16 protein-coding genes and 1 pseudogene are annotated in these 20,501 nt (G+C 54.4%); 11 read left to right on the top strand and 6 right to left on the bottom strand.

Annotated features, from left to right (window positions below; all coding sequences use genetic code 11):
- Positions 1–91 precede the first annotated feature (91 nt).
- The 4 genes from IEX10_RS04375 (at position 92) to katG (ending at position 5,997) form a co-directional block, all read left to right on the top strand.
- Positions 92–1,366: an MFS transporter gene (locus tag IEX10_RS04375; RefSeq protein WP_188671242.1), complete on the top strand. Its 1,275-nt coding sequence runs from the start codon at positions 92–94 to the stop codon at positions 1,364–1,366.
- Positions 1,367–1,459: 93 nt separating this feature from the next.
- Entirely contained in the window at positions 1,460–2,038 is a 579-nt protein-coding gene (locus tag IEX10_RS04380) for a DUF924 family protein (RefSeq protein ID WP_188671244.1), read from the top strand.
- Positions 2,039–2,168: 130 nt separating this feature from the next.
- Positions 2,169–3,563 (top strand): dihydrolipoyl dehydrogenase, encoded by a 1,395-nt coding sequence (lpdA, locus tag IEX10_RS04385; RefSeq protein WP_188671246.1) that lies wholly within the window; start codon positions 2,169–2,171, stop codon positions 3,561–3,563.
- Positions 3,564–3,789: 226 nt separating this feature from the next.
- Entirely contained in the window at positions 3,790–5,997 is a 2,208-nt protein-coding gene (gene katG / locus IEX10_RS04390) for a catalase/peroxidase HPI (RefSeq protein WP_188671248.1), read from the top strand.
- Between the two features lie 71 nt (positions 5,998–6,068).
- Here the strand turns inward: katG and IEX10_RS04395 are convergent, their stop codons facing one another.
- Positions 6,069–6,842, bottom strand: a complete 774-nt coding sequence (locus tag IEX10_RS04395; protein ID WP_188671250.1) for a hypothetical protein — start codon at positions 6,840–6,842, stop codon at positions 6,069–6,071.
- 200 nt (positions 6,843–7,042) lie between these two features.
- Here IEX10_RS04395 and lipA point away from each other — a divergent pair, with 200 nt between their 5' ends.
- Positions 7,043–7,996 (top strand): lipoyl synthase, encoded by a 954-nt coding sequence (lipA, locus tag IEX10_RS04400; RefSeq protein ID WP_188671252.1) that lies wholly within the window; start codon positions 7,043–7,045, stop codon positions 7,994–7,996.
- A 46-nt stretch (positions 7,997–8,042) separates the two neighbouring features.
- Here the strand turns inward: lipA and IEX10_RS04405 are convergent, their stop codons facing one another.
- On the bottom strand, positions 8,043–8,954 hold the full coding sequence (locus IEX10_RS04405; RefSeq protein WP_188671253.1) for a cytochrome c: 912 nt from the start codon (positions 8,952–8,954) through the stop codon (positions 8,043–8,045).
- Between the two features lie 149 nt (positions 8,955–9,103).
- Between IEX10_RS04405 and guaB the strand changes: the two genes are divergently transcribed.
- From guaB to IEX10_RS04420, 3 genes are all read left to right on the top strand, one after another.
- Complete coding sequence (gene guaB / locus IEX10_RS04410) at positions 9,104–10,558, top strand: IMP dehydrogenase (RefSeq protein ID WP_188671255.1); 1,455 nt, start codon at positions 9,104–9,106, stop codon at positions 10,556–10,558.
- A gap of 3 nt (positions 10,559–10,561) precedes the next feature.
- Positions 10,562–11,731, top strand: a complete 1,170-nt coding sequence (locus IEX10_RS04415; protein WP_188671257.1) for an RsmB/NOP family class I SAM-dependent RNA methyltransferase — start codon at positions 10,562–10,564, stop codon at positions 11,729–11,731.
- Positions 11,732–11,808: 77 nt separating this feature from the next.
- Entirely contained in the window at positions 11,809–13,584 is a 1,776-nt protein-coding gene (locus IEX10_RS04420) for a hybrid sensor histidine kinase/response regulator (protein ID WP_188671259.1), read from the top strand.
- A gap of 27 nt (positions 13,585–13,611) precedes the next feature.
- On the opposite strand, the gene IEX10_RS04425 is transcribed toward IEX10_RS04420, so the two are convergent.
- Complete coding sequence (locus IEX10_RS04425; protein WP_188671261.1) at positions 13,612–14,208, bottom strand: sulfotransferase family protein; 597 nt, start codon at positions 14,206–14,208, stop codon at positions 13,612–13,614.
- A 192-nt stretch (positions 14,209–14,400) separates the two neighbouring features.
- Here IEX10_RS04425 and recA point away from each other — a divergent pair, with 192 nt between their 5' ends.
- The gene (gene recA, locus IEX10_RS04430) at positions 14,401–15,477 is read left to right on the top strand and encodes a recombinase RecA (RefSeq protein ID WP_188671263.1); all 1,077 of its coding nucleotides are present in this window, start codon (positions 14,401–14,403) and stop codon (positions 15,475–15,477) included.
- A 305-nt stretch (positions 15,478–15,782) separates the two neighbouring features.
- Here recA and IEX10_RS04435 read toward each other — a convergent pair whose 3' ends face one another.
- A complete protein-coding gene (locus tag IEX10_RS04435) occupies positions 15,783–16,397 on the bottom strand; it encodes an OsmC family protein (protein WP_188671266.1) in 615 nt (204 codons plus the stop codon).
- Positions 16,394–17,137, bottom strand: a complete 744-nt coding sequence (mddA, locus tag IEX10_RS04440) for a methanethiol S-methyltransferase (RefSeq protein ID WP_188671267.1) — start codon at positions 17,135–17,137, stop codon at positions 16,394–16,396. The genes IEX10_RS04435 and mddA overlap by 4 nt, the downstream gene beginning before the upstream one ends.
- A 151-nt stretch (positions 17,138–17,288) precedes the next feature.
- On the opposite strand from mddA, the gene IEX10_RS04445 reads away from it, so the two are divergent.
- Together IEX10_RS04445 and IEX10_RS04450 are read left to right on the top strand one after the other, a co-directional pair.
- Positions 17,289–17,990: a winged helix-turn-helix transcriptional regulator gene (locus IEX10_RS04445; protein ID WP_188671269.1), complete on the top strand. Its 702-nt coding sequence runs from the start codon at positions 17,289–17,291 to the stop codon at positions 17,988–17,990.
- Between the two features lie 117 nt (positions 17,991–18,107).
- A pseudogene (locus IEX10_RS04450) lies at positions 18,108–18,314 on the top strand (helix-turn-helix domain-containing protein); the annotation flags it as partial.
- 828 nt (positions 18,315–19,142) lie between these two features.
- Here the strand turns inward: IEX10_RS04450 and IEX10_RS04455 are convergent.
- Positions 19,143–20,495: a dihydrolipoyl dehydrogenase family protein gene (locus IEX10_RS04455; protein WP_188671271.1), complete on the bottom strand. Its 1,353-nt coding sequence runs from the start codon at positions 20,493–20,495 to the stop codon at positions 19,143–19,145.
- Positions 20,496–20,501: the final 6 nt, after the last annotated feature.

The following is a 20,501-nucleotide window of genomic DNA, read 5'->3' on the forward strand; positions in this document are numbered from 1 at the left end:
GAATAGCCGATCAAAGGTGTCGTGTTTGTCTTGTATCGGGGCAACCGAATCCCATATGGCTGGCGCAAATTGAACGCGGTTAGGCGACGACATGACACTTGTACTGAAAAATTCCTGGGCTCTGCTTTTGGGTATGTTCCTGCTGATGCTTGGCAATGGTGTGCAAGGCACATTGCTTGGGATCAGGGGCGCGCTGGAAGGATTTACGCCGGGCAGTATGTCGCTGATCATGTCAGGGTATTTCGTCGGCTTTCTAGGCGGATCGCGCATGGCGCCGGGCATGATCCGGCGGGTGGGACACGTGCGGGTTTTTGCGGCTCTGGCGTCAATGATTTCGGCTGCTTTGATACTTTATGCAGCAGTTCCAAACGAATACGTCTGGTTTTTCCTGCGGGTGGTTGTGGGGTTCTGCTTTTCCGGCGTGTATGTGGTCGCTGAAAGCTGGCTGAACGATTCTGCCACGAATGAAACGCGAGGGCAGGCATTGTCGGCCTACCTTATCGTGCAAATGATGGGGATTGTTGCCGCGCAGTGGTTGCTGAACTTTGCTGATGTGGCAGGGTTCATCCTGTTTATCATTATCTCGGTTGCGGTTTCCGTTTCTTTCGCTCCGATTCTGTTGTCCGTTAGCCCCGCTCCGGTGTTTCACACGACCAAACCGATGACCTTGAAGGAGTTGTATCACGCTTCGCCCCTTGGCGTTGTGGGCACTTTCCTTCTGGGCGGTATCTTTGCGGCGCTATTCGGGATGACAGCGGTTTACGGGACCGAAAAAGGGATGAGTGTTGGCGAAATCTCTATCTTCGTGGGGATAATCTATGTGGGCGGGATGCTGTGCCAGTTTCCCATTGGTTGGTTGTCGGACCGGATGGACCGGCGTCTTTTGATCATCGGAATCACCATGATCGGCACCGCAGCCACTCTGGTGGCCTTTGCCTTTGCGTCCAATTTCACCATCCTGATGGTTTGTAGTTTTGTGATTGGCGGCACGGCGAACCCGCTTTATTCCTTGCTGCTCGCTTATACCAACGACTTTCTGGAGCTTGAGGACATGGCCGCGGCCAGTGGTGGTTTGATCTTTGTAAATGGAATCGGCGCAATTGCTGGCCCGCTGATGGTGGGCTGGATGATGTCTACCTTCGGGTCGGACAGTTTCTTCCTTTATATCGGTGCCTTGACGATGACGATGGCACTTTATGCGATCTACCGGACCTTCCAGCGTGCGTCGCCGGATGTGGACGACACAAACAGTTACGCTCCGGTGTTCAGCACAGCATCGCCAGTGGCCTTTGAGGTGGCCCAAGAGGTCGCGATTGAAATGGCGCTAGAGGGTGAAGAAAACAACGATAGCGTTAACAGTTTGTAAAATAGTTAAAAAACTGTTGACGCGACGTGTTTCAGGCTCAAGTCTGGTCTTAAGGCCCAGTTATTTTGTGTATTAGCTATGTCGGAGGGAACTATGGACAAAGCGAAAGAGATTATTGAGTTCTGGATCAACGAAGTCGGACCTAGCGGATGGTATCAAAGCACCAAGGCGCTTGATAACAAGATTAAAGACCGCTTTATGGACGATTACGAGGCCGCCAAGAAAGGCGATTATGACGGATGGGGCAGTTGCCCTGACAAGTCGCTGGCCCTGTTGATCTTGCTGGACCAGTTTCCACGGAATATGTTTCGTGAAGACCCTCGCGCCTTTGCAACGGATGCCAAAGCGTTGAAGGTCGCCGCCCATGCGATAGATGAAGGCTATGATATGCGCACGGACGAGCCGCAGCGTCAGTTCTATTATCTGCCGTTCATGCATTCGGAATGTCTCACCCATCAGGAACGCTGTGTTCGCCTGATCGCCAAGCGGATGTCGGCCAACGGCAGCACCAATCTGCTGCATGCCAAGGTGCATCGCGCCGTGATCCGCAAATTCGGGCGTTTTCCTTATCGGAACAATGCTTTGGGGCGGAATTCCACGCAGGGTGAGGTCGCGTTTCTTGAAAATGGCGGCTACCAGCAGATGACCCAAGACGTTAAAGCCGCAGCCTGATCAGCGCTGCGGTAGTGTGTTGGGGACCGTTTTTCGCCATAGTTTTTGGTGCGCTCTTGCGAGATTGGATGAAATGTAGCATCCTAGTTGCAAGATAGTTTAACCTTGAACCAATTCTGCGAGGACGAGAATGGCCGACACCCAGTTTGATATGATTGTGATAGGCGCGGGGCCGGGCGGCTATGTCTGCGCGATCCGTGGCGCGCAAAACGGTTTGAAGGTCGCGGTGGTCGAACGGGAACATCTGGGCGGCATCTGTCTGAACTGGGGCTGCATCCCGACCAAGGCGCTGCTGCGCTCTTCCGAGGTGTTCCACCTGATGCACCGCGCCAAGGAGTTCGGTTTGAAAGCAGAAGGCATTGATTACGATATTGATGCAGTGGTCAAACGCTCTCGTGGGGTGGCAAAGCAGCTTTCCGGTGGCGTCGGGCATCTTTTGAAGAAGAACAAAGTTACCGTCGTGATGGGCGCGGCAAAGCTTGCCGGTAAGGGCAAGGTTCTTGTCACCAACAATGACGGCGAGCAAACGCTTTCAGCCAAGACCATCGTTGTCGCCACGGGCGCCCGTGCCCGCGAATTGCCGGGGTTGGAGGCTGACGGCGAACGGGTCTGGACCTATCGCCACGCGCTGAACCCGCCTCACATGCCTAAAAAGCTGCTGGTGATCGGTTCCGGTGCGATTGGCATCGAATTTGCCAGCTTCTTCAACACCCTTGGGACAGACACCACTGTGGTCGAGGTGATGGACCGCGTGCTGCCGGTTGAAGACGAAGAAATCTCAAAACACGCGAAAAAGCAGTTTGAAAAACAGGGCATGACCATCATGGAGAAATCCACGGTCAAGAAGCTGGACCGCGCCAAGGATAAGGTTACGGCCCATATCGAAAAAGGCGGCAAGGTTGAGAAGCTGGAATTCGACACGGTAATTTCGGCGGTCGGTATTGTCGGGAACGTAGAAGGGCTGGGCCTGGAGGAAGCGGGGATCAAGGTGGATCGCACTCATGTGATCACTGACGAATACTGCCGCACGGGTGCCGACGGGATCTTTGCGATTGGCGACATTGCCGGTGCGCCGTGGCTTGCCCATAAAGCGAGCCATGAAGGTGTTATGGTTGCTGATATGGTTGCGGGCAAACACGCCCATCCGGTGAAACCCGAAAGCATCGCTGGCTGCACCTACTGCCACCCACAGGTCGCCAGTGTCGGTCTGACCGAGGCGAAAGCAAAGGAGGCGGGTTATGATATCAAAGTCGGACGCTTCCCTTTCATCGGCAACGGCAAAGCCATCGCGCTCGGCGAACCGGAGGGCATGGTGAAAACCATATTCGACGCCAAAACCGGAGAGCTGTTGGGCGCCCATATGGTGGGTGCGGAAGTGACCGAGCTGATCCAAGGCTATGTGGTGGGCCGCCAGTTGGAGACAACCGAAGAAGATCTGATGCAGACTGTCTTCCCACACCCCACACTGTCCGAGATGATGCACGAGAGTGTTCTTGATGCTTACGGGGCTGCGATCCATTTCTAGGTTTCGGAAATACTAACACGATCAAAAGGCGGTTTCTGATAACAGAGCCGCCTTTTCTGTGCTTATCCATTGTTATAAATAAAAGCTATCAAATGTATTGTTTAATCAAACTTAATCTTCTTGTGTATCTGGGTTAGACAGGAGCCAGACTGAGGAAGCGGGATGGACTGTCAAACACGACATTCAGAACACCCATAAAGTTATAATTACCCAACGGAGGGACATCATGGACGGCAATGACGTAAACACAGGGGGCAAATGCCCCGTTATTCACGGTAGTACCAATGCGATGAGTCGCGGAACCGGTAATTCCGCTTGGTGGCCGAACCAGATTAACCTGCGGATTCTTAACCAGAACTCCATGGAATGCGATCCGATGGGGCCGGACTTTGATTATGCAGAAGAATTTCAGAAGCTTGATCTCGACGCACTAAAGAAAGACATTCACGCGTTGATGACGGATTCTCAGGACTGGTGGCCTGCGGATTACGGCCATTACGGCCCGTTCTTTATCCGTATGGCGTGGCACTCTGCGGGGACTTATCGGATGGGCGATGGCCGTGGTGGTGCGACCTCCGGCACCCAGCGTTTTGCGCCGCTGAACAGCTGGCCCGATAATGTGTTGCTGGACAAGGCGCGCCGTCTGCTTTGGCCGATCAAACAGAAATACGGTCGCCAGATTTCTTGGGCTGACCTGATGATCCTGACCGGTAACTGCGCTTTGGAGTCTATGGGTCTTAAAACATTCGGTTTTGCCGGTGGTCGCGCGGATGTTTGGGAACCGGAAGAAGACATCTACTGGGGCACGGAAACCACATGGCTTGGCGGGGACAAGCGCTACAGCGACGACCGCAAGCTGGAAGACCCGTTGGCAGCTGTGCAGATGGGCCTGATCTATGTGAACCCTGAAGGACCGGACGGAAACCCTGATCCGAAAGCCTCGGCTTTTGACATCCGCGATACATTCGGTCGGATGGCGATGGATGACGAAGAAACCGTTGCTCTCGTTGCCGGTGGTCACACGTTTGGTAAAGCCCACGGTGCAGGCTCGGCGGATCATGTAGGCGCAGAACCCGAGGGCGCTGCGATTGAAGAGCAAGGACTTGGCTGGACCAGCAAATTCGGAACCGGCAGAGGCGTCGATACAATCGGCAGCGGCATCGAAGGACCGTGGACGTCTAACCCCATCCAGTGGGACAACGGATATTTTGAAGCACTGTTCGGCAACGAATGGCAGCTGACCAAAAGCCCCGCCGGAGCGCATATCTGGGAAGCCAAAGACCTGCCATTGGAGCATCACGCCCCGCAAGTGGACGGTTCGGACACGCCTGTGAAGCTGATGATGACCACAGCGGATATGGCGCTGCGGATGGACCCGATCTATGAACCGATCGCCCGTCGTTTCTATGAAAACCCAGACCAGTTCGCCGATGCCTTTGCCCGTGCGTGGTTCAAACTGACCCACCGTGATATGGGACCGCGTGATCTGTACCTTGGACCGGATGTGCCACAGGAAGTGCTGATCTGGCAGGACCCGATCCCTGCTGTAGACCACGATCTGATTGATGCCGATGACATTGCATCACTCAAAGGCAAAATCCTTGCCTCTGGCCTGTCCATAAGCGAGCTGGTTTCGACCGCTTGGGCCTCTGCCTCTACTTATCGCGGGTCGGACAAACGGGGCGGTGCCAATGGTGCGCGAATCCGTCTGTCGCCGCAAAAGGATTGGGAGGTGAACCAGCCCGAACAACTCGCACGGGTGCTGGAAACTCTGGAAGGAGTGCAATCTGACTTCAACACGGCCCAGACCGGCGGCAAGAAGGTCTCTCTGGCTGATCTGATCGTGCTTGGTGGGTGTGCGGCTGTTGAACTGGCAACGCAGAATGCGGGTCACGTCGTTGAGGTGCCGTTCACGCCGGGCCGGATGGATGCGTCACTGGAACAAACAGACGTGGAGTCTTTCGAAGTGCTGGAACCAATCGTAGACGGTTTCCGCAACTTCCAACGCAAGCAATTCTCGGTTTCCCCCGAAGAACTGCTGGTGGATCGGGCACAGCTGCTGGGCCTGACAGCGCCGGAAATGACTTTGCTGATTGGCGGTCTGCGGGTGCTGGGGGCAAACACGGACCAGTCTGCACATGGCGTCTTCACAGAGCGCAAGGAAAGCCTGACCACAGATTTCTTCGTGAACCTGCTGGATATGGCGACAGAATGGAAGAAAGCGGACGAAGAAGGCATCTATGAGGGCCGCGACCGTCAGAGCGGTGATCTGCGCTGGACAGCAACCCGCGCAGATCTGGTGTTCGGTTCCAACTCGCAACTGCGGGCACTGGCCGAGGTTTACGCTAGCGAGGATGCAACAGATGCGTTCATCCCGAACTTCATCGCGGCTTGGACCAAAGTCATGGACGCTGATCGTTTCGACGTGAAGTAAGCCGCTGAGATCACTCACTTTTGAAGGGGGCAGGGCCGATTGGTTCTGCCCTTTTTTATTGGGGGAATGTATTAGCCTATTTGGTGTATGCCCTTATTGGCATTGGTTCCAAATTTGTAGTCGAGGCCTTTTCTTGACAGCTTAGCGGTCGGCTTGTCCTTTATGATACTAAAAAAGGCAAAGCCTTGATGATATTGAGCAAACACCATCGCCATATCTCTGGCTGGATCAACTTTGATTTTGTAACTGAACTGATCGGCCGTGAATCTGTTCGCTGTGTTGAGTGAATTACTTTTTCCCATGTATTTTATAATCTTATAAAGATCTTTGGGGGGATGCTTTGTATTGGTAAGTAATTCTACATCTACCACTACTCGATGTGACGCGATCTGTCCCGTATGTTCGAACCATAAGGCGAGCGTCTGTTTCGTTGCCCATTTCGCGATCTTTAGACTTACTTCTTTACGAAGTTCGGTAGCAACTGCTGAGCCGATGAGTTTATCAGCTTGATTGAATAAGGGAACTCTTTTCGCGCTACTGTATAAATTGGGTGTGTTGTTGGCTATTCCTTTGACGACTTTTAACTCATGTGCAGACATACTCTTGGTTTTCATCACAGCCTCGGGTGAAACACCAAAAGCAATATTCGCCACAAGTTGATCGAGACCGCCTGACCCATGATTGCAGCGATGGCAGGCTGGAAACTCTAGTCCCATTGGGCGCGATTTATCCCTAAACATAACTTTTGGCGGTGCGTGTTCTGGACCTTCTGCTACACGGTTTCCCCCGCAAAACACACATTTTTTACCCTTCCAAATTCCCATGAGGTATTTGCCACTGGCCATAAAATCTGTTCCTAAAATTGAATGTGACGAATTTAGCAGAAAATGAGTATTTTGGGAACGATGAAGCTGGATTTTGGTGTGTAAATAGGTGGCGTTTATTGATCGTTGGGAAGGCGCATGGCAGCCATGCGAAAACGCGACTGCTCCTGTTGCAAAAACGGGGTAATATGGGGATAAAGGGGCAACCAAGGAAGGCTCTCATGCGCGATCTGAAAATCCCGTCCCAACGGCATCCCGAAAAAGCCAAGCGGCCCGACAACGCCCAGCCCAAGAAACCGGACTGGATCAGGGTCAAGGCGCCCACCTCGAAGGGGTATTTTGAAACCCGCAATATCATGCGGGAAAACAAGCTCGTCACCGTGTGTGAAGAGGCTGGTTGTCCGAATGTGGGCGAATGCTGGTCACAGGGCCACGCTACCATGATGATTATGGGCGAGGTTTGTACCCGCGCCTGTACGTTCTGCAACATTGCAACCGGTAAACCGCCAGAGGATCTGGACGTGTTTGAGCCGGGCCGCGTGGCGGCTGCGGTGAAAAAGCTGGGGCTGAACCATGTGGTAATCACCTCGGTGGATCGCGACGATGTAGAAGACGGCGGGGCGGAACATTTCGCCCAGACCATCCGCGCCGTGCGCAAGCAATCGCCTGATACGACGATTGAAATCCTGACACCGGACTTCATCCGCTGCGCCCCGGAAGCGCTGGAAGTGGTGGTCGAGGCCCGTCCTGACGTGTTCAACCACAACCTTGAAACGGTTCCGGGGCTTTATCCCGAAGTCCGTCCCGGCGCGCGGTATTTCCATTCCCTGCGTTTGTTGCAGCGTGTGAAAGAGCTCGACCCGTCCATGTTTACCAAATCCGGCATCATGGTTGGTCTGGGCGAGGATAAGCAGGCGGTGATGCAGGTGATGGATGATATGCGGGCAGCCGATATCGATTTCATGACGATTGGCCAGTACCTGCAACCAACACCAAAACACCATGCGCTGGACCGGTTTGTAACGCCCGAAGAATTCGCCACCTATGAAAAGGCGGCTTACGGCAAGGGGTTCTTGATGGTCTCCGCTACGCCGCTGACCCGTTCAAGCTATCACGCGGGGGATGATTTTGCACGGCTTCGTGCATCCCGCAATAAGGCGTTGGGGCTGGCGTAAACCGCCCCATCTGCATCGTTCCCGACCAGTTGACCCGCGCGTGGAATTACTCCGCGCGGGGCAGTGGTACCAGTCTCTTCAGATAAGCCGCTATTGCTGCGTGATCTTCGGGTGGCAGAAGCTTTAGGTTTTCGACAACCTCTGCCATCTGCCCGCCCGCCACGTCAAATTCCGGTGTGAAACCGGAGTTGAGATAGGTTTCGATGTCCACCACAGCCCAGCCGCCGATCCCGTCTTCGTGGGGCGTAATGTTGGGGATGCGGCCCTCTCCATCAGGGTTGGGTCCACCAGCCATCCAGCGGCTGCGGTCCAGCCCGCCAATGGCATTGCGCGGCGTGTGGCATTCTGCGCAATGGCCCATCGCCTCCACCAGATAGCGTCCACGGGTTTCTTCGGCGCTCAGATCCCCCTCAAGCCCCCATCCTTTGCCCGCAAACAGGAACTTCCAACCACCAAGGGAGCGGCGGATGTTGAACGGGAAACCAACCTCATGAGGAAGGCTTGGCGTTTCCACGGCTGGAAGGGTTTTCAGATAGGCGTAAAGGTCCGCAATGTCCGACACTTCCATGTTTTCATAGGTGGTATAGGGGAAAGCGGGGTAGTAATGGCTGCCCTCCGGCGAGGTTCCAAAGCTCACCGCATTGGCAAGATCTGCAAAGGACCAGTCCCCGATGCCATGTTCGCCGCTTTGCGAGATATTCGGCGCGTAAAAGGTTCCGAATTCGGTCTCGAACGCCTGACCACCCGCAAGCGACAGTTTATTTGCGCCCTCGGTGCCTTTCACGGCATGACACGATGCGCAACCCGCCGCCGCAAAGACCAGCGCACCCTTGTCGGGATCGCCGTCTACATTGGCTAAGGCTTCGGGTTCCCAGACATTTGGCGTTGTGATCCACCAGAACAATCCAGCCCCGATTACAACGCCCAAAAGGCCCAGCCTGACCAGTTTTCCCAACATCCTGTATTCCTGCTTTTGCCACGATTTTTCCAAGGGTAGCCCTTATGCCGCGCCCCCTGCAATTGGATTTCTGTGATCGGGTCTTTTCTTTTCTCTGAACCCATGAGATAGGGACGTGCCAACAGCGGTATTCCAGCAGGAGATATGCAATGGAGATTCGTGAGGCCCTTACCTTTGATGATGTACTCTTGGTGCCAGGTGCGTCCAGCGTTTTGCCAGCCACGGCAGACACAAGAACTTTTGTCACTAAATCCATCCCCCTCAACATTCCTTTGCTAAGCTCGGCAATGGACACAGTGACCGAAGCGCGCATGGCGATCGCTATGGCGCAATATGGCGGCATGGGGATTTTGCACCGGAATCTGACACTGGACGAGCAGCAAAAGCAGGTGCGTCGGGTGAAACGGTTCGAAAGCGGGATCGTTTACAATCCGGTGACACTGCGCCCTGATCAAACGCTGGGGGATGCCAAGGCGCTGCAGGAACGCTATCGCGTGACCGGTTTTCCGGTTGTGGATGAGCAGGGCCGCGTTCTTGGGATCGTAACGAACCGCGATATGCGTTTTGCCAATGCAGACGATACGCCGGTTCATACGATGATGACCGGCGATAACCTTGCCATCCTGCGCGAACCTGCCGACCTGACCGAGGCGCGCTCCATGATGCACGCCCGCCGGATCGAAAAGCTGCTGGTGGTGGATGCTGAAAACAAGCTGACGGGTCTGTTGACCATCAAAGACATTGAACAGGCAGTTCTGAACCCGCAGGCCTGCAAGGATGATCGTGGCCGCCTTCGGGTTGGTGCGGCCTCTACCGTTGGGGATGCGGGCTATGAACGCTCTGTTCAGTTGATCGAAGCGGGGGTTGACCTGCTGGTGATCGACACCGCCCATGGCCATTCAGCCAGCGTTTCCGAAGCGGTTTCGCGGATCAAAGCCTATAATAATGATGTGCAGGTTGTGGCCGGTAATGTTGCCACCGCCGAAGCCACGCGCGCGCTGATTGATGCGGGTGCGGATGCGGTGAAGGTCGGGATCGGACCGGGCTCTATCTGTACCACACGGATTGTTGCCGGTGTGGGCGTGCCCCAGCTTACTGCGATTGACGATTGCGCCAGTGAAGGCGCAAAAACCGGCACGCCGATTATTGCGGATGGCGGGATCAAATTCTCGGGCGATTTCGCCAAGGCGATTGCGGCAGGGGCGTCATGTGCGATGGTTGGCTCTATGCTCGGTGGTACGGATGAAGCCCCCGGCGAGGTGATCCTCTATCAGGGGCGCAGCTACAAATCCTTCCGCGGCATGGGCTCGGTTGGGGCGATGGCGCGGGGGTCTGCGGATCGTTACTTTCAGAAAGAAGTCACTGCCGAGAAACTGGTGCCAGAAGGGATCGAAGGTCAGGTGCCTTATAAAGGTCCAGCCGGCACAGTGATCCACCAGATGATCGGTGGTTTGCGGGCCGCGATGGGCTATACCGGTAGCGCCACAATCGACGAGATGCGGACAGATTGCAAATTCGTGCGGATTTCCGGCGCTGGCCTGAAAGAAAGCCATGTGCATGACGTGCAGATCACGCGGGAATCCCCGAACTATCGGGTTGGGTGATCCATGACACCTGCCGCGCGCTATGCTGCTGCTATCGAAATTTTGGACGGTTTCCTTGACGGGGAACCGGCGGAAAAGCTGTTGTCCAACTGGGCGCGGCGCAACCGTTATGCTGGCAGCAAGGATCGGGCGGCGGTGCGGGATATTGTGTTTGATTCCTTACGCAACCTGAACAGCTTTGCAGCGTTGTCCGGCGTGGGGCATGGGCGGGGCATCGCCCTTGGCCACTGCATCGCGGCGGAGCTTTCGCCCGAAGATATTTTCAATGGTGCAGGTTATGGACCTGCGCCGTTGCAAGAAGAGGAACGCAGTGCAATTGAAGCGGCACAAGCGAGTTCTGCGGAGGTGACAGACCTACCAGACTGGCTGGTTGAAGTGTTCAAGTCCGATCTTGGGGAGGACGCGCAGGCTACCGCTGCCGCATTGCGCGACCGTGCGCCTGTTGATCTGCGGGTGAATATCGCCAAAACCACGCCGGAGGCTGCCGCGCGTGCCTTGGCGATGGAAGATATAGCAACGGAGCCTGTTGCTGGCGTGCCAACTGCGCTGCGCGTGGTTGAAAACCCCCGCCGTGTGGCAGGCTCAAACGCCTATCAGTCGGGCCATGTTGAGTTGCAGGATGCGGCGTCACAAGCGCTCGTCCAAATGCTGGAGCTGAAAGAGGGCCAGACAATTCTGGATTACTGCGCGGGTGGTGGAGGCAAAACGCTGGCAATGGCTGCGCAACAACCCCGCGCACGGCTAAGCGCGTGGGACATCAGCCAATCCCGTCTTGCGCCTCTGGAAGAGCGGGCGGAACGGGCTGGGGCGCGGGTTAACCTGCTTTCTGCAATGCCTGCAAAGGCAGAATACGATCTGGTGCTGGTGGATGCGCCGTGTTCGGGCTCCGGCGCATGGCGGCGTAATCCCGAAGGCAAATGGCGGCTGGACGCGGACGGTTTGGATGCACTGCAAAAGCTTCAAACAGAGGTGCTGGCCAAGGCGAGCAAGTGCGTCGTGCCTGGGGGGGCGTTGGCCTATGGAACGTGTTCGTTGCTTCCCCGCGAAAATAGCGAAGTGGTTAACGGCTTTTTAAACAGTCACAGCGATTATGAGTTGCAAATATCCCGCAGCTTTGCGCTCAATCAACCGGGTGACGGCTTTTTCTGTGCGATTATGCAAAAACAACTATGACGTGCATTTGCGTCGTGATACTTTCTTAACGGGAGAGTGAAAGGGTGGGATTTTGATAGTTAAAGCCGGGGGGCTTAATGGCTGGTTTCAAAATTTCACAATACGTTACGCAAGTAGCGCTGATTTGGATCGTCGGCACAAGTCTCGGCTTGTTATGGCTGATGCCTGATCCGATCGCGTGGTTCGGAATTATCGCCTTCTTGGGCGGGTTCAGTTTGGTCTTGATTGCTCGCAGGCAGAATGATGCTGCGGCACAACAGGCTGAAATAAAGGAAGAATTTTCAGTTGGTTTGCCGCCTGCCAAAGCGGAATACACGCCACCGCAGCCGGCTCTCGCCCCGATGAGCGAGACATTGATTACGGAAAAGATGCAGCAGTTGTTTGATCGCCTTCCGGTCGCGCTGGTGCAGATCGACAGTCGCGGTCGGGTCGGACAGTCCAACGCAGCCGCGCGGGAGTTTCTGCGTCTGGAGCCAGCAGAATCGCCCTTATTTGACAGCCTTGTCGAAGGCATGGGGCGCAGTGTGTCCACTTGGATAAAATCTGCGCGCGATCTTCAGGAACCGACCAACCCCGAAATGGTTCATGTGCGCCGTTCCAACGGCGAAGAGATTTTGCAAGTCTCTCTAATGCCGCCGCCTGTTGCGGGGCAAGGTGGATTGATCGCTACGCTTAGCGATGCAACAGAGTTAAAATCGCTTGAAGCCCAGTTCGTCCAGAGCCAGAAAATGCAGGCAATCGGACAGCTCGCCGGTGGTGTAGCCCATGATTTTAACAATCTTTTGACAGCGATTTCAGGCTATTGCGACTTGTTGTTGCTACGCCACGAAAAAGGTGATCCCGATTACAACGATCTGATCCAGATCACCCAGAACTCCAACCGCGCCGCCGCTTTGGTCGGCCAGTTGCTGGCGTTCTCACGCAAGCAGACATTGCAGCCAAAGGTCGTATCGGTGAATGAAGCGCTGTCCGATCTGACCCACCTTTTAAGCCGGTTGCTGGGAGAAAAAGTGCAGTTGAATGCGGAATATGGCAAGGATCTGCCCCGCGCATATGTAGACGGCCGCCAGATTGAACAGGTGATCATGAACCTAGTGGTTAATGCGCGCGATGCGATGCCGGACGGAGGAGAGGTGATCATCAAAAGCGGAATGCGAGTGTATGACCGGCCGACCCGCGTCGATCGTGCCCAGGTTCCCAAAGGCACTTATGTGACGGTCAGCGTGGCAGACACGGGCTGCGGCATCCCGCCGGAGCATATGGAAAAGCTATTCGAACCTTTCTTCACGACCAAGGAATTGGGGGAGGGCACAGGGCTGGGTCTTTCGATGGCCTATGGCATCGTTAAACAAACCTCCGGCTTCATTTTTGCCCATAGCACTGTGGGCGAAGGATCGGAATTCACGCTTTTGCTGCCTGCCCATGACGGACGAGAGCCGACCGTAGCAATCCCAAAACCGAACCGCGCAAATCTCTCCAAGAGCTTGAACGGGCTGTCGGTCATGCTGGTGGAAGACGAAGCCCCTGTGCGGACCTTCGTGGCTCGCGCCCTTGCGATGCAAGGGGTGCGGGTGACCGAAGCGGCCTCGGCAGAGATTGCGCTGGAGAAGCTGGAAGACGCCGATCTGCACGTGGATCTGATTGTCTCGGATGTGGTGATGCCAGGGATGGACGGGCCAACTTGGGTTGTGAAAGCACAAGAAAGCAGACCGGATGTAAATGTGATTTTCGTTTCAGGATACGCCGAAGAGAGTTTCACCTCGGAATACGGTGAAATCCCCAACGCCCATTTTCTGCCCAAACCGTTTTCTTTGAAGCAGTTAACAGAAACCGTGCGCGATCTTGCGGCCTAACGGGGACAGTCGCGGATTTTGACCCCTCTAAGGTGCTAGCCTGGTGTAAAGTTCGAAGTCTTGCGCGTAGGCTGTTTGGTACTCGGACAGAAGTGCAGGGCTGAGGCTGATCTCTGCTTTGGGGGACTGGTTTGCCCGACCCAACGTGAACTGGCGGTTCAGGCGGTTTTGCAAAAAACGCACGAGCCCGTCCATATCGTCATAGCGGAACAGGTGGGACAGGCCAAGCGCGCCGTCCTTGTCTGACATGAATTTTGCTTGCGATCCGACGCGGGCGAATTCGGGGGGGGTGTCGGACAGGTAAGCCGCGACAAAATCATTGAAGCTGACGCCTGCGGTTGAATTGGACGCGCCGTTCAATTCCTCGCGCGAGCGATAGCGATACCAACTGCCAAGCCATTCTACCGGTTCACGGATCACCGCAACGGTGTCCGGTTCATCCTTGGTCAGCGTCATGATGAAGGGTTCGAGCAACCGCTGATATTTCCGATAGGGGGTGTGTTTCGCATTTGGAACTTTGGAAATGCGAATGTCACAATTCGGACCGAGCGCCATTTCGATCGAGGTCGAGGCCGTCTTGGGGGTCGCAAAGAACACCAGCTTTTCTTTAAGGAATACCATCATCCTGTTTAGTTGCCCCTATTCAACTTAGAAATGAATCTTGTTTACCATTCTTAAACATTCATCGTGGATTGTTAAATTGAATATTTTACTTGAAGTGTTCCCGTTTTGGTCTCATATACGGTTGGAGAACAAGAGGCGAACATCAGCAGCGATTGCCGAGTCTCCGGCGATGTGAAATAAGGGATGTCAAAGATGGCTACGAACCTACTCGATTTAACTGAAAGACAGTCCATGGATAAGCAAAAAGCACTGGAATCGGCCCTTGGGCAGATCGAACGTCAGTTCGGCAAAGGCTCCATCATGAAGTTGGGCGCCAATCCTGTGATGGATGTGGAAGCAACCTCTACGGGGTCAATCGGGCTTGATATTGCGCTGGGGATTGGTGGCATTCCAAAGGGGCGGATTATCGAGATCTACGGCCCTGAAAGCTCCGGTAAGACAACGCTGACGCTGCATTGCATTGCGGAAGAGCAGAAAAAAGGTGGTGTTTGTGCCTTTGTTGACGCGGAACACGCGCTGGACCCGACTTATGCCAAGAAACTGGGCGTGGATCTGGACGAACTGCTGATCTCGCAACCGGATGCAGGTGAGCAGGCGCTGGAAATCACCGATACGCTGGTCCGTTCGGGCGCGGTTTCTATGGTTGTTGTTGATTCGGTTGCGGCACTGACGCCAAAATCAGAACTCGAGGGGGATATGGGCGACCATCAGGTTGGCGCACAGGCCCGCCTGATGAGTCAGGCCATGCGCAAGCTGACAGGCTCTATCAGCAAATCCAAATGTACCGTGATCTTTATTAACCAGATTCGGATGAAGATCGGCGTGATGTTCGGCTCTCCGGAGACCACTTCCGGTGGTAACGCGCTGAAATTCTATTCCTCCGTACGTCTGGATATTCGCCGCATTGGTGCGATCAAGGACCGTGACGAAGTTGTTGGCAACGCAACCCGCGTCAAGATCGTCAAAAACAAAGTGGCGCCGCCGTTCAAACAGGTGGAGTTCGATATCATGTATGGCGAAGGCATTTCCAAACGTGGGGAACTGGTCGATCTGGGTGTTAAGGCCGGTATCGTTGAAAAATCCGGCTCCTGGTTTTCCTACGGGGACCAGCGGATCGGGCAGGGGCGTGAAAACGCTAAGAACTTCCTGCGGGACAATCCGCAGACTGCCTGGGAAATCGAAGATAAAATTCGCGCCTCCCACGGGTTGGATTTCGACATGCCAAAACCCGCTGCCGATGATGGCGGGGATGATGTGATCGAAGGGTAAAGTTCGCCGCTTCCGTTCGGGCCTCCGGCGGTCATATCGTCGAGGCTATAACGGATAATTTTTCTTAGTTGGAATGCGTCAGATACAAAAAGTATCTACAAGTTTATCTTACTCTTCGCGGTTGATGAAATGCTGACACATTTTAGCCCGTGACCCATGCGCGTCCTTTCTCGGACGGCCTTAATCATGCATGGGCGGTAACGGTGAATTCTTCAGTGTTTTGGTGTGTAGTCGGGTGCAAAGTTGCGAATTTTAGCGATTTGTCGCATTTTTCTTGGTATTCCGCTTTCGAAGACAACAATTGTTCAGCTCGAGGTGACGTTTCCAACACTTGAAACACTGAAGCTGCGTTCAATTTCCACGGTTGGTGGAGCGCGTAAGGTTTGCAGGATGACACAGCTTCGCTCTGCCGCATCAATCAGTGCGTTTAGGTGCGGTTTTGAGTTCTCGCACTCTGTGTTCAGTTCAACCTTCAAGTGGGCCGTTTGAAATCCGACCGGCACATTGTCACCTGTCATCAACGCTCCGCGAACGTCGGCTCCCAGGCTGACCTGAACTTCGAGGCGGCTCAACTCTATGCCTTTAAGATTAGCAATCATGCGGATGGCTGTATCAAGACAACTGGCCAAGGCCGCGGCCAGAATTTCGCCTGGACATGGAAAGTCGCTTTCGCCACCTACAGCTTTGTGGACGGACACTGGGACGTCCACCGGAATGCCTTCGCCGCAAACCACATGCCCGTGGAGCGGATGGTTTGCGGGAGCTTGGGCATCAACTGTTTTTGCATGATCGTACACCCAAGCTGCTTCAGGTTTACTATGATAACGCTTTCGCAATGGGAGTTGCCGGTCGAGAATGCGTGGTGGTTTAACATTTGTGAAAGACTGAATGTGGTGCAGATGTTTAGGATCCAATGTCATTTGGCCGCCCCCCGCCCAAATCTCGGAAGAAATGCAGGAACCTTGTTTTGATATGTGATGTAATCCTCACCGAACTGGGCAATCAGATCCCTTTCCTCAAGACGTAACACCGCGATGACGATGTATCCTGAGGTCACGAACGTAAACAAAAGATGACCGACTGTCATGGTCGGCGCGGTCCAAAAGGCGATCAGAAATCCGGTCATGATTGGATGGCACATGAAACGGTAAAGCCCGACTTCCATAAATCCCAGTTGGATTGGTTGGCGCTTTTTTAAGTTTGCGCAAACTTGTTTCAGCCCAAACAGATCAAAGTGATCAATCATGAAGGTTGAGGCCAAAACGACCAGCCAGCCGCCCCAAAAAAGAACGGTCAATGCTGTGCCGAGGACCGTATTTCTGACGTCCCATACAACCGCCGGAAGCGGCTGCCAGAACGCGAAAATCATGATCAGGGCACCGCTTGTCATGAGTATATACGTACTACGTTCGGCAGCTTGCGGGATAACTGTAGTCCAGAGTCGTTTGAATGCTGGACGCGCCATAATGCTGTGCTGAAGAGCAAAGACAGACAGCAATACCAGATTGATAATCAGCGAGGAGGCGATTGGTCCTTGCGCGCCGGAATCGATTGATTTTGGCACCAGCATATTTCCGACAAAGCCGATGGAATAGAGGAACGTCGCCAGAAAAATAACGTAGACGACGATGCCGTAGATAAATGTTAATGAGCGGCCCATGCCAAACCCCTTTCGACAAGAAATCTCTCAGAAAACCGGACTTGGTCATATGGTGCGCGCATCGTGCAACGGGGGATACTTCGCAATCCGTATCAAACCACTACGCAATCCGTAGTAGTCAAGTTGCCCTTTTTCGCTGTAGGCTTGACTGATGGACAGCAACTCAAAGAACGTTTCGGGCAGCTTGTGTCCGGCGATGGCCTCTGCCGAAATTTTGGGGGACAAATGGACTCTGCTACTTTTGCGCGAAATGTTTCTGGGTACAACGCGCTTTGGCGGTTTTCAAAAAGCGATCCCGCGCATGTCTCCTTCGATCATGAGCAAACGGCTTAAAACCTTGGAAGCAGCAGAGATTATTATCCGGAAATCGGCGCCGACCACTCAAATAGCAGACTATAAACTGACGCGTTCGGGGCGAGAGCTTGGACCAATTGTCGAAAATATGGCCATCTGGGGAATGCGGTGGCGCAAACGCAGTATCGCAGCGCAGGATTGCGATGTTGGTGGGTTCATGTGGGATTTCCATCGCACACTGAATACCGAAGGCTTGCCGGATGGAGACACGGTGATCCTTGTGCAAATTTCTGACCGTACCGATCTTAATACGTGGTGGGTAATTGCGAATGCCGTATCAGTTGATCTGTGCCCCACCGACCCGGGCCATGAGGTTGATGTGTACCTCACGGCGACGCTAGCAAACTTGATAGCCCTGTGGTTGGGGGATACGGACGTGCGGAACGCGGTTGAAACCAAATCAATCTTTTTGGATGGGCCGAGGCATTTAATAAACACAGCGCAAGACTGGATGGCGCAGTCCCCACTCGTCGGGGTAAAACCGGCCCTCTCGGACTGAAGGCTTCTTCGCTTTAAGGGGCTGGGGTGACAACGGCCTTGTGCGAGATCGCGCGGCACACCTCTTAAACGAAATGTTGGCTGTTCTTTTTGATGGTGGCGGGAACCGAACCATCAAATAAGGAATCCACAAAAAGTAAATTCTACTGACAAGACCATCAAACATAAAACCGGTCTTCTAAGCTTGGCCGAGGAATTGGGTAATGCGTCGAAGGCTTGCCAAGTTAAGGGCATGTCGCGCGACACATTCTACCGTTACAAATCGGCAGTCGAGGCTGGCGGCGTTGAAGCGTTGTTCGAGCGCACGCGGCGCAAGCACAATCTGGCGTCCTGACTACTTCGACTATCATAAATATCGCGACATCACTTCCATGACTGTGTTCGCGCACATCTAATGTAAGACATTCGAAACCACTCTTGAAGAACGCAAAGATGAGATATTACCACGGATGCGCAAGATACACATCGGGCTCTATGGTGATTGGATGTGGATGGATGATCAGATCGTTAAAGTCTTAAAAGAGATCTAGGACATTAGCCGCACGGAAAAGAACTACGTCAACGTGATGACGGTACCTAGAATTGCTCAAACGTTCTCGCCTGATTTGGCCGCACCGATGGTCTGACTTTAGTTTCGGTGCATGACTCACACGCGCACCAGAGCGAACGCACCGCAATAAGCAGGCCATCGCTTTAGCGGTTGAATTGGCCCGGATGGCATGGCGTATAATGAGACATGAAACGGCACTTGATGCGCTTAAAGATGAGATCATACTGGCGTCTAAGGCACCACCACGATCCAAAGGAGCTCGTGATAGATTGAAAGAATGGAACGGAAATATTACGCCCCCAAAGTCTGGCGGCCCAAATGGTCATAATCGACTTTGCAGCTAATGAGATCACGGTGCGAGCGTAACCCAAGCAATTCCACTACCCGCGTGTCGATCAACAGGCCTGAAGCCAATAAGCGACTTCCGAGAACTCGCCAGAAATGACTTGTGAACAGCAGCGTTACATAAGTAGGACCGTTCGTGTTCCTAGGCACACTTAGGCGGGATTGCATTCATTCGCTGCGCGTTACATGAAAGTCTGCTTAGCGGACTTTGCAGTCATTCATGTCTTTGCCTTGGATGTCTCTTTTTTAGGACGGCTTCTACAAGAGCGAACCTAAGTCCGATCCGACGCTGGGATAGGCCGCTGTCGTCGACTTGAGCTGCTTGGCCGTCAGCCCCAACTTAATCGCCAACCCAAAAAAGTTGATCAGCTCGCCGTATTCAGGACCGAACAGGTGCGCACCGAGGATTTTACCGTCCGACTTGTCCACCAGAACCTTCGCGGCGGCAGATTTTTCACCAATCCGGTAGTTGGAATACCAGCCTCCCGTGTCGGTGAAACGGACATCGACATCGTGTCCTGCTTCTTTGGCCTCGGCTTCCAACATTCCGACGCGGGCCAGTTCGGGGACCGTGAACACCGCCGCCGGAATACCCGCGTAGTCCGGCGCGGTCTGGGCACCCTTGAGCATGTTCGAGGCCGCGACCTTGCCCTCGATGACCGCAACGGGTGTTAGCGGCATTCCCTTGGTGTCGGCAGAATCCCCAGCGGCAAAGACCGCGCTGTTAGTGCTGCTTTGCAGGTGCGGTGCTACGACAATGCCCTTGTAGCCATAATCGACACCGGCGGCCTCAAGGTTCAGATCGGCGAGGGCGGCGACGCGGCCTGCGCCATGAACGACCAGATCGGTTTCAATGGTCCTAGTCTCGCCGCACGACTTCACTGCGACCATGAAAACGTCATCTGCCTTCGCTATGGAGACGATCTCGGTTTCACGTTGCAATTTCACACCGACACCTGCGCTGCGCTCGATCAGCATCTCGACCAGATCGGGGTCAAAGGCGTTCAGAGGCCGTGCGCCGCGATCCACGATGACCGGTGCGGCTCCTGCCCGCGCCGCGATATGCGCGAACTCGAAGGACACGAAACCGCCTCCGACAAACAGGATGCGTTTGGGCAGCGCCTCAAGACTTAGAAAATCCGTGCTGTCGATCATCAGATCGGCCCCGGCGAAACTGGCGGGCCTTGGGATTGCTCCGGCAGCGACGAGAAAGCGGCGTGACTCGTAGGGTTGTCCGTCAACTTCGAGCGTGTTCGCCCCGGTGAACCGTGCTGCCCCGTGCAGCGTCTCAACGCCGTTCCCCTTCAGACCCTTTTCCATCTTACTCGGCACAGGATCGGTAAAGCCACGTTTGTGGGCCATCAGATCGGACCAGTTGATCGCCAGCCCATGCGGATCGACGCCTTTGCCCCGCATCAGGTTCGCGGCATCGACAATCTCCGCGCCACGCCGAAGGATTTTCTTGGGATCACAGCCACGCAAAGCGCAGGTACCGCCATAGGGCAGCGCATCGACAACAGCCACGCGCCAACCAGCCGCCCCGCATTTATTGGCCGCCGCAACCCCAGCCATGCCAGCCCCGACAACGATCAGGTCATACGTCTCACTCATATCTCA

Source organism: Neptunicoccus cionae (assembly GCF_014643735.1).
Classification (GTDB): domain Bacteria; phylum Pseudomonadota; class Alphaproteobacteria; order Rhodobacterales; family Rhodobacteraceae; genus Amylibacter; species Amylibacter cionae.

Bases quoted from the DNA above. Each gene is read 5' to 3' on its own strand.
- IEX10_RS04375 (WP_188671242.1), top strand. From the start codon at position 92: ATGACACTTGTACTGAAAAATTCCTGGGCTCTGCTTTTGGGTATGTTC.
- IEX10_RS04380 (WP_188671244.1), top strand. From the start codon at position 1,460: ATGGACAAAGCGAAAGAGATTATTGAGTTCTGGATCAACGAAGTCGGA.
- lpdA (WP_188671246.1), top strand. From the start codon at position 2,169: ATGGCCGACACCCAGTTTGATATGATTGTGATAGGCGCGGGGCCGGGC.
- katG (WP_188671248.1), top strand. From the start codon at position 3,790: ATGGACGGCAATGACGTAAACACAGGGGGCAAATGCCCCGTTATTCAC.
- IEX10_RS04395 (WP_188671250.1), bottom strand. From the start codon at position 6,842: ATGGCCAGTGGCAAATACCTCATGGGAATTTGGAAGGGTAAAAAATGT.
- lipA (WP_188671252.1), top strand. From the start codon at position 7,043: ATGCGCGATCTGAAAATCCCGTCCCAACGGCATCCCGAAAAAGCCAAG.
- IEX10_RS04405 (WP_188671253.1), bottom strand. From the start codon at position 8,954: ATGTTGGGAAAACTGGTCAGGCTGGGCCTTTTGGGCGTTGTAATCGGG.
- guaB (WP_188671255.1), top strand. From the start codon at position 9,104: ATGGAGATTCGTGAGGCCCTTACCTTTGATGATGTACTCTTGGTGCCA.
- IEX10_RS04415 (WP_188671257.1), top strand. From the start codon at position 10,562: ATGACACCTGCCGCGCGCTATGCTGCTGCTATCGAAATTTTGGACGGT.
- IEX10_RS04420 (WP_188671259.1), top strand. From the start codon at position 11,809: ATGGCTGGTTTCAAAATTTCACAATACGTTACGCAAGTAGCGCTGATT.
- IEX10_RS04425 (WP_188671261.1), bottom strand. From the start codon at position 14,208: ATGATGGTATTCCTTAAAGAAAAGCTGGTGTTCTTTGCGACCCCCAAG.
- recA (WP_188671263.1), top strand. From the start codon at position 14,401: ATGGCTACGAACCTACTCGATTTAACTGAAAGACAGTCCATGGATAAG.
- IEX10_RS04435 (WP_188671266.1), bottom strand. From the start codon at position 16,397: ATGACATTGGATCCTAAACATCTGCACCACATTCAGTCTTTCACAAAT.
- mddA (WP_188671267.1), bottom strand. From the start codon at position 17,137: ATGGGCCGCTCATTAACATTTATCTACGGCATCGTCGTCTACGTTATT.
- IEX10_RS04445 (WP_188671269.1), top strand. From the start codon at position 17,289: ATGGACAGCAACTCAAAGAACGTTTCGGGCAGCTTGTGTCCGGCGATG.
- IEX10_RS04455 (WP_188671271.1), bottom strand. From the start codon at position 20,495: ATGAGTGAGACGTATGACCTGATCGTTGTCGGGGCTGGCATGGCTGGG.